Annotated in this window: 12 protein-coding genes; 10 read left to right on the top strand and 2 right to left on the bottom strand. The window is 51.9% G+C overall.

Going from position 1 to position 12687, the window contains the following annotated elements:
- The first annotated feature begins 36 nt into the window (after positions 1-36).
- The 7 genes from P40081_RS23730 (at position 37) to P40081_RS23695 (ending at position 7626) form a co-directional block, all read left to right on the top strand.
- Positions 37-498 (top strand): Fur family transcriptional regulator, encoded by a 462-nt coding sequence (locus P40081_RS23730; RefSeq protein ID WP_039295454.1) that lies wholly within the window; start codon positions 37-39, stop codon positions 496-498.
- A 2-nt stretch (positions 499-500) separates the two neighbouring features.
- Positions 501-764 (top strand): membrane protein insertion efficiency factor YidD, encoded by a 264-nt coding sequence (gene yidD / locus P40081_RS23725; protein WP_042138754.1) that lies wholly within the window; start codon positions 501-503, stop codon positions 762-764.
- Positions 765-1206: 442 nt separating this feature from the next.
- On the top strand, positions 1207-3240 hold the full coding sequence (gene metG, locus P40081_RS23720; RefSeq protein ID WP_042138753.1) for a methionine--tRNA ligase: 2034 nt from the start codon (positions 1207-1209) through the stop codon (positions 3238-3240).
- A gap of 226 nt (positions 3241-3466) precedes the next feature.
- Positions 3467-4435, top strand: a complete 969-nt coding sequence (locus P40081_RS23715; RefSeq protein WP_042138752.1) for a metal ABC transporter solute-binding protein, Zn/Mn family — start codon at positions 3467-3469, stop codon at positions 4433-4435.
- Between the two features lie 34 nt (positions 4436-4469).
- Entirely contained in the window at positions 4470-5219 is a 750-nt protein-coding gene (locus P40081_RS23710; protein WP_042138751.1) for a metal ABC transporter ATP-binding protein, read from the top strand.
- An 803-nt stretch (positions 5220-6022) separates the two neighbouring features.
- Positions 6023-6826: a metal ABC transporter permease gene (locus tag P40081_RS23700; protein WP_042138749.1), complete on the top strand. Its 804-nt coding sequence runs from the start codon at positions 6023-6025 to the stop codon at positions 6824-6826.
- Between the two features lie 86 nt (positions 6827-6912).
- Entirely contained in the window at positions 6913-7626 is a 714-nt protein-coding gene (locus tag P40081_RS23695) for a cytochrome c biogenesis CcdA family protein (RefSeq protein ID WP_042138748.1), read from the top strand.
- A 9-nt stretch (positions 7627-7635) separates the two neighbouring features.
- On the opposite strand, the gene splB is transcribed toward P40081_RS23695, so the two are convergent.
- Positions 7636-8712 carry a spore photoproduct lyase gene (gene splB / locus P40081_RS23690; RefSeq protein ID WP_042138747.1) on the bottom strand — a complete coding sequence of 359 codons (1077 nt, stop codon included), beginning with the start codon at positions 8710-8712 and terminating at the stop codon, positions 7636-7638.
- 192 nt (positions 8713-8904) lie between these two features.
- On the opposite strand from splB, the gene mntR reads away from it, so the two are divergent.
- From mntR to P40081_RS23675, 3 genes are all read left to right on the top strand, one after another.
- Entirely contained in the window at positions 8905-9330 is a 426-nt protein-coding gene (gene mntR, locus P40081_RS23685; protein WP_039295471.1) for a transcriptional regulator MntR, read from the top strand.
- Between the two features lie 175 nt (positions 9331-9505).
- Positions 9506-11212, top strand: coding sequence for a family 10 glycosylhydrolase (locus tag P40081_RS23680; protein WP_042138746.1), 1707 nt, complete (start codon positions 9506-9508; stop codon positions 11210-11212).
- Positions 11213-11280: 68 nt separating this feature from the next.
- A complete protein-coding gene (locus P40081_RS23675) occupies positions 11281-12261 on the top strand; it encodes a patatin-like phospholipase family protein (protein ID WP_042138745.1) in 981 nt (326 codons plus the stop codon).
- Positions 12262-12342: 81 nt separating this feature from the next.
- On the opposite strand, the gene P40081_RS23670 is transcribed toward P40081_RS23675, so the two are convergent.
- A complete protein-coding gene (locus tag P40081_RS23670) occupies positions 12343-12684 on the bottom strand; it encodes a hypothetical protein (protein WP_042138744.1) in 342 nt (113 codons plus the stop codon).
- Between the last annotated feature and the right edge of the window lie 3 nt (positions 12685-12687).

The following is a 12687-nucleotide window of genomic DNA, read 5'->3' as shown; positions in this document are numbered from 1 at the left end:
GCAATACAAACGACCTATGTTATGGGAGATGAGCGAATGCTGTCGACAGAACAAATACTGGAAGCCATGTCGGGGCAGGGACTGCGAATCACCGATCAGCGCAAAACGCTTGCCAGGTTATTCGGCGAGAATACGGGGTATTTGTCTGCGAAGGATGTATATGAGCATATGGGCCGCAAATACAGCGGACTCAGCTTCGATACGGTCTACCGCAACCTGCGTGTCATGGAGGAGCTTGGTGTGCTGGAGCAGATTGTCTTTGAAGACGGCGTCAAATTCAAAGCAAGCTGCAGTCAGGACCACCATCATCATCATATGATTTGTCTTCAGTGTATGAAGACTTACCCGATTCATTTCTGTCCGATGAATTTAACAGATACACCGGATCAATTCCGGGTGGTCAAGCATAAATTTGAGGTGTTCGGTTACTGCAAAGACTGTGAACAGGGCCGCGAAGAAGAGTCCGCCGTAGCTGCTCACGGCAAAGAAGGCCGCTGAATATGGCTACCTTAAGAAGAACGGTCCAGGCTCCAATCCGGGTCTACCGCAGGTTCATATCGCCGCTTAAGCCGGCAACCTGCCGGTTCTATCCGACTTGTTCAGCCTATGCGCTTGAAGCTATTGAGGTCCATGGACCGCTGAAGGGTTCATGGCTGGCTGCAAGGCGGATCGCCCGCTGCCATCCCTTTCATCCGGGAGGGCTGGACCCGGTGCCGCCGCTCAAAGAGCAATCACCAGGAGATAAGCCTGTTCATACGACTTGACATGAGGCGCTGTGATGGGTATATTTTGAATAATAAGCAATATTCCGAGGAACGGATGAGTAAATGTGGACAACCATTACAGAGAGCCGGGGCTGCTGGAAGCCGGTATGGGATGCCAGATTGAATATGGTCCGGGAGGAACTGTGTTTGAGCGGGAGCCGGTAGTTACGGCTTGCGTAAGATAACGGCGTGTTCCAGCGTTAATGGACAGTTCCGTAAGGGACTGGCGAAGCCTGTGCTCTGTGAGGAGCCGGGGAACTTTGGGTGGTATCGCGTGAGTTTACTCTCGCCCCATATAGGGGCGGGAGTTTTTTGTTATTTAAGAATTTATAAGTTTTGGGGCCCCCGCAAAGTACCTGAGTAAGCGTCGAAATTAAAGCATCACTTTATGGGGCTATTTTGTGTCAAAATGAGAAGGTATAACGAAGGGATGACAACGTAAATGAGTGAGAACAAAACCTTTTATTTAACTACGCCGATCTATTATCCGAGCGATAAGCTGCATATCGGACATGCGTATTCAACGGTGGCCGGTGATGCGATGGCCCGCTACAAGCGTCTGCGCGGCTATGAGGTCCGTTATCTGACTGGAACGGATGAGCATGGGCAGAAGATCGAAGAGAAGGCCGGCAAGGCCGGTAAGACCCCTCAGGAGTTCGTTGACGGAATTGTCGTAGGCATTAAGGATCTGTGGCGCAAGCTGGATATCTCCAATGATGATTTCATCCGTACCACCGAGGAGCGTCACAAGAAAGTGGTGGCGGATATTTTTGACCGCCTGCTGAAGCAGGGCGACATCTACAAAGGGGAATACGAAGGCTGGTACTGTATTTCGGATGAGACCTTCTACACCGAGACACAGCTGGTGGATATTGAACGGGATGCTGACGGCAATATTACCGGCGGCAAAAGTCCGGACAGCGGACATCCGGTTGAACTGGTCAAGGAAGAAAGCTACTTCTTCCGCATGAGCAAGTATGCCGACCGCCTGCTGCAGTTCTACGAAGAGAATCCGGAATTCATCCTGCCGGAATCGCGCAAGAATGAGATGATTAACAACTTTATCAAGCCGGGCCTTGAGGATCTGGCCGTATCCCGTACGACCTTTGACTGGGGCGTTAAGGTAAAGGGCGATGAGAAGCATGTAGTGTACGTATGGATTGATGCACTTACCAACTACATTACGGCTCTCGGTTATGGCTCGGAAGACCGCAGCCTGTATGATAAGTTCTGGCCTGCGGATGTGCACATTGTCGGTAAGGAGATTGTCCGTTTCCACACGATCTACTGGCCGATCATTCTGATGGCGCTCGGTGAACCGCTGCCGAAAAAGGTGTTCGCGCACGGCTGGCTGCTGATGAAAGACGGCAAAATGTCCAAATCCAAAGGCAATGTCGTTGATCCGGTTACTTTAATCGACCGCTATGGTCTGGATGCCCTGCGTTATTATCTGCTGCGCGAAGTTCCGTTCGGTTCGGATGGAACCTTCACACCGGAGAGCTTCGTGGACCGCATCAACTATGATCTGGCCAACGACCTGGGCAATCTGCTGAACCGGACCGGGGCGATGGTAGAGAAATATTTCGCCGGTGAGCTTCCTGCTTATGCAGGCCAGGTGACGGCATTTGACGGGGAACTGGAATCGGTAGTGCAGAGCACCTATGTCAAAGTAGAAGAAGCGATGGAGAAAATGGAATTCTCCGTAGCCCTGACCGCGATTGGCGCTCTGATCAGCCGGACGAACAAATATATCGACGAAACCCAGCCATGGGTGCTGGCTAAGGATGAGAGCAGAACCGGCGAGCTGGCTTCGGTGATGAGACATCTGGTCGAAGGACTGCGCACGGCGTCCATCCTGCTGCAGCCGTTCCTGACCGGGGCTCCGGCGAAGATCTGGGAGCAGCTGGGCATTCAGCCGGGCGAGCTGACCACCTGGGAGAGCGGCAAATCATTCGGCCTGATTCCAGCGGGAACCAAGCTGGCCAAGGGCGACCCGATCTTCCCGCGCCTGGACGTGGCGCAGGAGGTGGCGTACATCGCCGAAGCGATGGGAGCCGGCAAGCCTGCAGAAGCAGCTGCGGAAGCTGCGCCTGCAGGGGCTTCAGTGACGCCGGATGCGGCAACTGCCGATCCGGAGGAAGAGGAGCATAAGGAAGAAATCGGCATCGACGATTTCGCCAAAGCAGAGCTGCGCGTAGCCCAGGTCATCGCCTGCGAGCCGGTGAAGAAGGCGGACAAGCTGCTGAAGCTGCAGCTCGATCTTGGATACGAGCAGCGCCAGGTCGTATCCGGCATTGCCAAGTTCTACACACCGGAAGAGCTGGTGGGACGCAAGGTGATCTGTATCGTGAACCTGAAGCCGGTGAAGCTGCGCGGCGAGTTGTCGCAGGGTATGATCCTGGCAGCCTCCAAGGGCGACCAGCTGACGATCGCCACCGTGCCGGACAGCATGCCTAACGGAGCTATTGTGAAATAAGACAAGCTGCATAGTTGAATGATATGAACGATCCCCGTGTGCCTTAATGCAGCGGGGATTGTTTTAGTGTAAATAGAGAATATACGTTATTAGGTGCTGGTCTTAAGGATAAGCGGCTTCAGTCTAATTATCGGGAGGCTGGCTGGAAGATCAGAGTTGACTTATCGTAACGATTACTATTATAATTCTCATAGTAAATTTTACGATTTAAGGGGTCGATAGAGAAATGTTATATAAAAGCTTGCACAAAGGGCTTTTGCTTGTTGTTACCATACTGCTGCTAATGATGCTTGCCGCATGCGGTTCTAAGAGCAGCGGAAGTATCGTCGAGGGAAAAGTGAATGTCATCACTACTTTTTATCCTATATATGAATTTGCCAGTGAAATCGGCGGGGAAGATATCAACGCGATCAATCTGCTTCCGGTGGGGGTAGAGCCGCATGACTGGACGCCGCGCAGCCAGGATATTATTAATACCTCGAAGGCACAGCTGTTCCTGTATAATGGAGCAGGACTGGAGGGCTGGGTGCCCAATTTCCTCAAAAGCCTCGACAGTGACAGTGAAGCCAAGGCTGTAGAAGTCAGCCAAGGGGTTGATTTGATTATGACCGACGAGGAAGACGGTCATGATCATGGTCATGAGGAGGAGGAAGCAGAACACAGTGATAGCCTGCACACGGACCCGCACACCTGGGTAAGTCCGAAGTCGGCGCTCGTGATGGCGAAGAACATCAAGGAAAGCCTGCAGTCCGTTGATCCTGAGCATTCCGCAGGTTATGAAGAACGGTACCGGAAGCTGGTTGAACGCTTGAGTGCGCTCGATAGCAAGTTTACCGAGGAACTGGGCAAGCTGCCGAATAAAGAGATCGTAGTCTCTCATCAGGCCTTCTCATATCTGGCGCGTGATTACGGTCTGTCACAGCACGCTATTATGGGGCTGTCACCGGATGCCGAACCAAGGGGACAGGATCTGCTTGATCTGGCGGCATTGGTCAAAGAAGAGGGCATCCGATACATTTTCTTCGAAGAACTGGTATCCGACAAGCTGGCTAAGACACTGGCTGGTGAAACCGGCGTGTCCACAATGGTGCTGAATCCGGTAGAGGGTCTGACTGAAGCCCAGGAGAAGAATGGCGACAACTATTTCACACTAATGGAGAAAAATTTGCAAAATCTCATTCTGGCTTTACAATAATAAGGAAAGTATAAGTTGAAAGGTGGTACTTCACATGCAACCGGTATCCCTGGACTGCCATCAGCATATGATCGAAATACAGGATTTGTCCTTCTCCTATGGCGAACAGAAGGTAATCTCCAATCTGGATTATACAGTGAAAGAACGCGATTTCCTGGGCATCATTGGTTCCAACGGCGCCGGCAAGACTACGCTGCTCAAGATGATTGTCGGTCTGCTGCCTGCTACCAGCGGGGAGATCAAATTATTCGGCCAGCCGGTCCGGAAGTTCAAGGACTGGGAACGGATCGGTTATGTTCCGCAGAAGAATGCCTTCAATCCGCTGTTCCCGGCTACCGTGCGTGAGGTAGTATTGTCAGGCCTGTACAATAACAAGAATCTGATCCGCCGCGTATCCAAAGCCCAGCACCGCCAGTGTGAGGATGCGCTAGAAGTGATGCGGATTCAGGATATCGCGGAGAAAAGAGTCGGCCAGCTGTCCGGCGGCCAGCAGCAGCGGGTCTTCCTGGCCCGCGCCCTGATCAACCATCCGGATCTGCTGATCCTCGATGAGCCTACCGTCGGTATTGATGCCGAGACGCAGGCCGGATTCTTCGACCTGATCATGCATATGCATGCCCATCACCACATGACCTTCCTGATGGTATCGCATGATATCGACATGATTAAGAACTATCTCGGCAACGAGCCGGTGCAGAAGAACGGAAAGATCAATTTCTATTGCCGCCATTCTCATGATGTTCAGGACTGCGTTGTCGATAACCTGCAGCATACACTCTCTTGAAAAAGGGAGCGCAGAGGTGTTTCAGACATTCTGCAAAATCAGCTTCTCATGCATCCTAAAGATAGCTGTATTTCGTACAGTTATTTTTAGATTGTAGGCGCGGATTTAAGCTAAAACTGTAGTTTGTACACTTATATTTGCGGAAAACAGGCGATAATCCGCTTACCCCTCTTTATAATTGTATGAAATACACTTATTTTCCTGATCTGGTTATAAATAAGACAAATAGTTGTACAAAGTACATTTAAACGGCTTGATTCCAACGGACAAGGCTCTTCTGCCCTGCTCTTAGTTGTCCCCTGGGTCGTCCATTGTACAACATTGGACGGCCTTCGCTTCGCTCTTATCTTTTGAACTTGATTTTGACTTGAATGCGTAATTAAATCCCGCCAAATGTTAAGCATATCCCGCAGGGAGGCAAAGCGGTCCTACCTCAACGTCCCCAAGCAGCGAAAGTCTTCTGTCCCACGCCAATTGCACTTAAACGGGTGTCCAGAGGGCAGAGCCCTTGGGGCCCTCCCTTGGAAGGGAGGGTTTGGGTGGGATCGAAAAGGTTTGGGATCGAAAGGTTTAGGATCGAAAGGTTTGGGATCGAAAAGGTTTGGGATCGAAAGGTTTGGGATCGAAAGGTTTGGGATCGAAAAGGTTTGGGATCGAAAAGGTTTAGGATCGAAAGGTTTAGGATCGAAAGGTTTAGGATCGAAAGGTTTAGGATCGAAAGGTTTGGATCTAAAAGGCTTTTGATCTAAAAGGTTTTGATCTAAAGTCTCGATAAGGTTTGATCATAAAAGGAGAAAAATATCTTGGAAATTCTATTTAGTGACTTTTTCCAGCGGGCGCTGGCCGGCGGGCTGATGATTGGGATTACCGCGCCGCTGATAGGCGTGTTCCTGGTGCTGCGGCGCCTGTCGATGATCGGAGACACGCTGGCCCATGTGACCATCGCCGGGGTAGCGCTTGGCTTCCTGACGGGCTTCTACCCGCTTGGAGCGGGGCTGATCTTTGCCGTAGTGGCCTCGTTTGCGATTGAGAAGCTGCGCAAGGCATACAAAAGCTACGCCGAACTCTCCATTGCCATCATCATGTCGGGCGGGGTGGCGCTGGCTTCGCTTTTTTTCACCCTGGGCAAAGGCTATAATGCGGATGTGATGAGTTACCTGTTCGGCAGTATTTACACGCTGAATAACACCGATCTGATTGTAGTAGGTATCGTTACCATTGCGGTTGTGGTTGTAGTTTCGCTGTTCTTCAAAGAGTTCTTCCTGCTCAGCTTTGAGGAGGATGCGGCCAGTGTCAGCGGACTGCCGGTGAAGCTGCTTAATATGCTGATAACCGTGTTGACCGCGCTTGTAATCAGTACGGCGATCAAAATTGTCGGCTCACTGCTGGTATCTGCACTCCTGACCATTCCTGTGGCGATCAGTTTGCTGCTGTCCCGAAGCTTCAAGTCTTCAGTCATTCTGTCCGTAATTATTGCTGAGATCGCTGTAGTCGGCGGACTTGTCATTGCCGGTGTATGGAATCTGGCTCCCGGAGCCACGATTGTTCTGCTCCTGATTGCACTGCTGACACTAACACTCATCGGCAAAAAAGGGCTGCCAGCCTAAACCTAAAGCTCCCAGCGGCCTAAACTACATATGCTTGAATACTGCCTTCGTGAACTGAACCCGAGTAGGGAAGGAGAGATGCGCCAGTGTCCAACCTGAATGCAGGAATCGCTTTTGCCGCCGGAGTGGCGTCGTTCATATCGCCTTGCTGTCTGCCGCTCTACCCGTCCTATCTATCTTATATTACCGGATTATCGGTGCAGGAGCTGAAGAGTGGGGGGGACAGCAAAGAGGTCCGTTTCCGGACCCTCTCGCATACGCTGGCCTTTATATTGGGCTTCTCGGCTGTGTTCTATACCCTTGGTTTCGGGGCCGGACTGTTTGGTGAATTCTTCAACGGCCAGCGGGATCTGATCCGCCAGTTGTCGGCTATTCTGATTATTGTGATGGGGCTGTTCCTGCTTGGTATTTTTCAGCCGCAGTTTTTGCTCCGGGAGCGCAAGCTGGAGCTGAAATGGAAGCCTGCGGGATATCTGGGCTCGTTTATCTTCGGCATCGGCTTCTCAGCGGGCTGGTCACCGTGCATCGGTCCCATTTTGACGGCGATTATTGCCCTTTCTGCCAGTGATCCGGGAACCTGGTTTACGTTGATTACGGCTTACAGCATCGGGTTTGCGCTGCCGTTCTTCGGACTCGCTTTTTTCCTGGGCGGCGCGCGGAAGATCCTGAAATATTCCAATCTGCTGATGAAGCTTGGCGGCACACTGATGGTGTTCATGGGCATTCTGCTGTTCACCGACCAGATGTTCCGGATAACGATCTGGCTGCAGGGGGTTACGCCGGAGTGGCTGATTTTCTAAGCCTAAATGTTAAGTGAAATAATCAATAGCCGCTTCCGGAAAATGTTCGAAAATCCGCTCTGTGATGAATTCGCGCAGGGCGGTTTGCTGTTCATCAGGGTAGACATATTTGTTCTGGCCCCACTTGCCCCATTTCTTCTTGCGCTTCTCAATATCCATCTCCAGCTTGGATTTCGGATAACGTTTCTCGATCACGGTCTTGGCTGTTTTGGTGAACCTGTGCTGGATCAATTCAAAAGTAAGACCCTTGCCAATTCCCGGCGGCAGCGTACGGGCCAGCTTCTCCAGCAGCTCGGCATAGCCTTCTTCCCAGCCGTCATGCCAGATGATCGGAGCGATGATGAAGCCAAGCGGATAACCGGCACGGGCAATCTGACCGGCAGCCTCAATCCGCTCCTCGAACCGGGAGGTGGCCGGCTCAAAATTCTTAATTACATAATCGGCGTTCACGCTGAAGCGTACGCGGGTATGGCCGTTATGTTTCAGTCCAAGCAAGGGCTCAACATGTTGATACTTCGTCACGAAGCGCAGCCGCCCGAGCGGCTCTTCGGCCATGAATTCAATTAGCTCCGTAAGCGAACCGGTAATATGCTCCAGCCCCAGCGGGTCCGAGGTACAGGCAGCTTCGAAGGTGGTAATCTCCGGGGCACGCTCGCCGATATATTTTTTGGCCGCATCGATGATGTCTCCAGTGTTTACATATACACGGATGTAAGGCTTGGAACCCAATGTAGTCTGAAGGTAACAATAATGACAGTGGCCCATACAGCCGGTAGCAATCGGAATCGCATAATCGGCAGACGGCTTGGACTGGTCAAAAGTCAGCGTTTTGCGGAGACCGACGACAAGTGTTCTTTTAGCGATTTTGTATTGCTCCACTTCGGTTTCGCCGGGCAGATTGGTGATCCGGTTATGCGAGGTGGTCATACGGAAGGGAATGTTGCGGGCCTTGACCCACTCCATAATCCGCTCCCCTTTGGGATAATTCAAGGCATCCGGTTCGAAAAAAACCAGCTCGGGAATGAAGAGACCCGTCGGCTTCCGCGGTCTTTTGGCAGGAGGGCGTTCAGTGGTAACTACGTTCATGAATTCACGCTCCTTATAGATGAGGATACCGTTATTGTGCCGTTAAGCGGGTGAATGAAATCATGGTAAACATCGCTAAGCGGAGAAGCGGCAGACCTGTAGGACTTGCCAAGGAGCGGCAGAAACATGTATCATTGTTAGAGCAAGGCCCGGCCCCATCGCCACGCTCAATATAGAAAAGAGGTAAAGTTAATGCCAACACCCAGCATGGAGGATTATTTGGAGCGCATATACAAGCTCATCGATGAGAAGGGTTATGCGCGGGTCTCGGATATTGCCGAGGGACTGGAAGTACACCCCTCCTCTGTGACCAAGATGATCCAAAAACTGGATAAGGACGAATATCTCATCTATGAGAAATATCGTGGGCTTGTCCTAACAAGCAAAGGAAAAAAAGTGGGAAAACGTCTTGTGGACCGCCATCAGCTGCTGGAGGAATTCCTCGGGCTTATTGGAGTTCAGCAAGAACATATTTATAAGGATGTTGAAGGCATTGAGCATCATTTGAGCTGGGATTCTATCACCCGGATCGAGACACTAGTGGAGTACTTCCGCCGGGATGAAGCGCGTCTGCAGACCTTATACGATATTCACCATGAAATGGTCAGTGATTCATAATTTTGGCTGTTTTTGTTTGATTAGCGCAACCTTTCCAGTTTTATTACGTCAAAACGGATACCGTTCCTTTTTCACCTAAGGAAGGACTCCGTTTACTAAAGAAACGGCCTTCTCCCTGATTCAAGGACGAGAAGGCCGTTTCTTTGTTATATCACTACAACATTTGGGAGGAATTATGAATTACCGTAAATGGATATTAGGGTTGCTGGTGGTTATGCTATGTCTGCCTGTGTGGACAACAGGTGCACGCGCTGCTTCGGTGCAGATTACCATTGAACTGGATGGAGAGAGCTTAAGCACGGATGTTCCGCCTTATATTACGCGGACCAATGTTACTATGGTCCCTGTCGGGGTAGTCAGTAAAGGACTAGGTGCCGGTGTGGTCTGGGATCAGGCCAGTAAGACCGCTACAATCAGCAAGGGGAATAATGTGCTGAAGCTGACTAGCGGAAGCAAAAGTGCAATCGTTAACGGTGCTTCAGTCCCTCTGGATACCTCTGTGCAGATTACACAGGGCAGAGTGATGGTGCCGCTGCGGTTCGTCAGTGAGCAGCTCGGGCTGCAGGTAGTCTGGAATCAGGCTGCGAAGCATATTGCCTTATATTCAAATGTAGAGATTGGCGGGCCGTCTACACCTTCGACACCGTCTGTTCCGACAGTGCCGACACCATCCGTGCCAACGCCTGTAGTGCCGGCACCGTCCGTGCCAACGCCTGTAGTGCCGACACCGACCGTGCCAACGCCAACCGTGCCTTCCATTCCCGGGGCCAAGACTGGAAAGGCGATGAAGGGCGCGTGGGTCTCCACCGTATTTAATCTGGACTGGCCGTCAACGGCTTCGGCCGGTAATGCAGACAAGCAGAAGAAAGAGTTCGACAGCATGCTGGACAAGCTGCAGGCTGCCGGTTTCAATAGTGTATTCGTACAGGTCAGACCCGCCGGAGATGCCCTGTACCCCTCACAGTTGGTCCCCTGGTCCAAGGTGCTTAGCGGTACCCAAGGGAAAGAGCCCGGCTATGATCCGCTCCAGTATATGGTTAGCAGCGCCCATTCACGCGGTATGCAGCTGCATGCCTGGTTCAATCCGTTCCGGGCAACTACCGATGCCTCCACTACAGGACTTGCCGCCAATCATGTGGCCAAGCTGCATCCAGAGTGGATCGTCAAAGCTGACAGTAAGCTGTACATAAATCCGGGTATACCGGAAGCGCGGCAGCATATCATTGACACCGTAATGGAAGTGGTCAGAGGGTATGACATTGACGGTGTGCATCTGGATGATTATTTCTATCCTTCCAACGTAACCTTTGCCGATGATACGGCATTTAAGACCTACAACTCTCAGGCAATTGCCACCAAGGGTGACTGGCGCCGGGATAATATCAATCAGTTCATCCGGCAGCTGGGGGCAGAGATTCATGCGGTGAAGCCGGCAGTTTCGTTTGGCGTCAGCCCCTTTGGGGTATGGCGCAATAAAAAGGCGGACAGCACCGGTTCGGATACCACGGCAGGCGTATCTGCGTATGATGACATGTATGCGGATGTACGCACATGGATTAAGAGCGGCTGGGTCGACTATGTGGCTCCGCAGATATATTGGAGTCTCTCTTTCAGCGCCGCCCGTTATGACAAGCTGGTTGACTGGTGGGTGAACGAGGTCACTGGCACGGGCGTCAAGCTGTATATCGGCCTGGCCTCCTACAAAGTAGGGGATACCAAACAAACCGCGGAATGGCAGAGCGGCGATCAGATTATCAACCAGCTGAAATATAACGAGAAATACGACGAGGTTTCCGGCAGCATTCTGTTCCGGGCCAATGATATTGTGGTCCGTGATCCATTTGGCCTGGCCAGCCTGCTCAGCTTTTATTTCAAATCATAGTCAGTCATGAATAGTCCCCCGTGCTCATAGATAAGCAATAAGATCTATGGAACGGGGGACTCTTAGGTATGGAGATTAACGCAGTTTTTGAAGGCGGAGGCGTGAAGGGGATTGCGCTCGCAGGTGCGGTGGAGGCAACGGAGCGGGCGGGCCGAACCTTCAGGAGAGTAGCCGGAACCTCTTCAGGCTCCATTATTGCTTCGCTGCTGGCCGCCGGTTATAACGGGGAGGCGATGAGCCGGATCATCAGGGAGACGCCCTTCACATCCTTTCTCAAGCGAGGAGCGCTATATAACACCGCTGTAATAGGACCGGCAATCCGTGTGCTGATCAAAAAAGGCCTGTACTCGGGCCAGGCTCTGGAATCCTGGATCCGCGGCATTCTGCTGGAGAAGGGAGTGGTTACGTTCAGCGATCTGCCTCGCGGCAGGCTGACCGTTATCGCTTCAGATATTACTAACGGGAGGATAGTCGTCTTGCCGGATGATCTGGAGCTCTACGGGATTTCACCGGAGTCCTTTGAAGTCGCCAAGGCTGTGCGGATGAGCTGCAGCATTCCCTACTTCTTCGATCCGGTGATGCTGCGGCTGAACGGAGAGGCAGCCCGGAGAAAATCTTTTGCCGAGCAGTTTGTGTATATGGTAGACGGGGGGATGCTCAGCAATTTTCCGCTGTGGCTGTTTGAAGAGAAGAAGGATGGCTTCCAGTCCCCAGAGCGGCGTACGCCCACGGTGGGCTACCAGTTGATCGGTAAGACACAGCCGCAGCCTCACCGCATTACCGGGCCGTTCAGCATGCTTCAGGCCATGGTAGGGACGATGCTCTCTGCCCATGATGAACGTTATATCGAGACGGATAAATTCGTACGCACTGTCAAAATTCCCACGCTGGGCATTTCCACCACCCAGTTTCATATCTCCCCGGAACAGAGTGAGGCGATCTATACTGCAGGGCTGACGGCCGGAGCGGATTTTTTCAAAAATTGGCGTCCGCCGCTTAGCACACGTCCATATTTTACCCGGCCTAAGTGCGCCGGACCTGAATTATAACCAAAAAAGGCATCCCGCATGTCGTAACGACAATGCGGAGATGCCTTTTGTTGCTTGAATCTTAGCGGATAGCCTGGAGTTTCAATGATATTTGGGAAGCTGGTCGTCGTTCTTACCCTTGCTGCCTTCAATCACCTGGAATGGATAGGTTTTACGCTTGCCGGGTGAGGCGGCCTGGGTTTTGCGGATACCCGCAACCTTGGACATCGTCTTGGCCGAAGGCTTGACTTTGGTACGCGGCCGTCCGGGACCGCCGTTTGTTCTGCCGGGAACGATCTTGTACGCATAATACAGCATCGCCAGCAGGACTAGCGGAAGAATAAAGATAGATAGGGCAGCAAGGCCGCGTATCATAAATTCCGTTACCAGCCCCCATGCTGCGAGAGCTATTGAAATCCAAAAAATCAAAGCATGTCTGATCATGGG

The organism is Paenibacillus sp. FSL P4-0081 (genome assembly GCF_000758565.1).
GTDB lineage: Bacteria > Bacillota > Bacilli > Paenibacillales > Paenibacillaceae > Paenibacillus_AQ > Paenibacillus_AQ phytohabitans.
This window is presented reverse-complemented; position numbering and strand designations above follow the sequence as displayed.

Excerpts from the sequence above, each read along its gene's own strand:
- P40081_RS23730 (WP_039295454.1), top strand. The coding sequence starts at position 37 with ATGCTGTCGACAGAACAAATACTGGAAGCCATGTCGGGGCAGGGACTG.
- yidD (WP_042138754.1), top strand. The coding sequence starts at position 501 with ATGGCTACCTTAAGAAGAACGGTCCAGGCTCCAATCCGGGTCTACCGC.
- metG (WP_042138753.1), top strand. The coding sequence starts at position 1,207 with ATGAGTGAGAACAAAACCTTTTATTTAACTACGCCGATCTATTATCCG.
- P40081_RS23715 (WP_042138752.1), top strand. The coding sequence starts at position 3,467 with ATGTTATATAAAAGCTTGCACAAAGGGCTTTTGCTTGTTGTTACCATA.
- P40081_RS23710 (WP_042138751.1), top strand. The coding sequence starts at position 4,470 with ATGCAACCGGTATCCCTGGACTGCCATCAGCATATGATCGAAATACAG.
- splB (WP_042138747.1), bottom strand. The coding sequence starts at position 8,712 with ATGAACGTAGTTACCACTGAACGCCCTCCTGCCAAAAGACCGCGGAAG.
- mntR (WP_039295471.1), top strand. The coding sequence starts at position 8,905 with ATGCCAACACCCAGCATGGAGGATTATTTGGAGCGCATATACAAGCTC.
- P40081_RS23680 (WP_042138746.1), top strand. The coding sequence starts at position 9,506 with ATGAATTACCGTAAATGGATATTAGGGTTGCTGGTGGTTATGCTATGT.
- P40081_RS23675 (WP_042138745.1), top strand. The coding sequence starts at position 11,281 with ATGGAGATTAACGCAGTTTTTGAAGGCGGAGGCGTGAAGGGGATTGCG.
- P40081_RS23670 (WP_042138744.1), bottom strand. The coding sequence starts at position 12,684 with ATGATCAGACATGCTTTGATTTTTTGGATTTCAATAGCTCTCGCAGCA.